This window comes from Zavarzinella formosa DSM 19928, from assembly GCF_000255705.1.
GTDB lineage: Bacteria > Planctomycetota > Planctomycetia > Gemmatales > Gemmataceae > Zavarzinella > Zavarzinella formosa.
The window spans coordinates 1-1,337 of the sequence record NZ_AIAB01000541.1 but is presented as its reverse complement, the minus strand read 5'-3'; the positions used below and the strand labels follow the sequence as shown (position 1 = coordinate 1,337).

Sequence of the window (1,337 nt, the reverse complement as noted above, 5' to 3'; positions counted from 1 at the left end):
GGAGTTAAAAGCCCTGTGGAAGTGGTTTGGTGTTCCAGTCGATCTTTGACAACCTGAAGATTAATGAGACCTTTTCGTGAGGTGGGTAAGATGATTGCCGCTTGGGCAATCGACTCACTTCAGACGAAACCGGTTGCTCGGAAAACCGGGTGGCCGGACGCGATGAATTTGAGTTTGATTCTTGAGCGGCCCAAACTGCTTCTTGTTAAATACCGGGTCGCAAGACCTGTTTATGAAACACACTGTGAAGGGTTTGATCCTGGCTCAGAACGAACGTTGGCGGCATGGATTAGGCATGCAAGTCGAACGAATGCCAGTAGCAATACTGGCGGAAGTGGCGAAAGGGGCAGTAATGCATGGGTACCTACCCGGTGGTTGAGGATAGCCGTCCTAACGGACGGGTAATACTCGATGACATCGCAAGATCAAAGCTCCGGCGCCGTCGGAGGGGCCCATGTCGGATTAGCTAGTTGGGGGGGTAACGGCCCACCAAGGCAAAGATCTGTAGCGGGTGTGAGAGCACGACCCGCGCCACTGGCACTGAGACACTGGCCAGACACCTACGGGTGGCTGCAGTCGAGGATCTTCGTCAATGGGCGAAAGCCTGAACGAGCGATGCCGCGTGTGCGATGAAGGCCTTCGGGTTGTAAAGCACAAAAGAGATGAGAAAGGGCAACTTGATCGAATCTCAGTAAGCTCGGGCTAAGTTCGTGCCAGCAGCCGCGGTAAGACGAACCGAGCGAACGTTGTTCGGAATCACTGGGCTTAAAGGGCGCGTAGGCGGGCGGCTAAGTCTGTGGTGAAATCCTCCAGCTCAACTGGAGAACTGCCATGGATACTGGTCGTCTCGAGGAAGGTAGGGGTATGCGGAACTATCGGTGGAGCGGTGAAATGCGTTGATATCGATAGGAACTCCGGTGGCGAAGGCGGCATACTGGACCTTTTCTGACGCTGAGGCGCGAAAGCCAGGGGAGCAAACGGGATTAGATACCCCGGTAGTCCTGGCCCTAAACGATGGGTACTAGCTAGTAGGGTTCACATGGCTTTACTGGCGAAGCAAAAGTGCTAAGTACCCCGCCTGGGGAGTATGGTCGCAAGGCTGAAACTCAAAGGAATTGACGGGGGCTCACACAAGCGGTGGAGCATGTGGCTTAATTCGAGGCTACGCGAAGAACCTTATCCTAGACTTGACATGTGCGATAGCGTTGAGCGGTACGTCTCCGAAAGGAAGGCCGATTCCCAGCAATGGGAGGACTCAACACAGGTGCTGCATGGCTGTCGTCAGCTCGTGTCGTGAGATGTCGGGTTAAGTCCCATAACGAGCGAAACCCTTACCT

1 rRNA gene is annotated in these 1,337 nt (G+C 54.5%); it reads left to right on the top strand.

Annotation, left to right across the window (positions count from 1 at the left end):
- Positions 1 to 241: 241 nt before the first annotated feature.
- Positions 242 to 1,337 (top strand): 16S ribosomal RNA (locus tag BGIM_RS0100570); the annotation flags it as partial.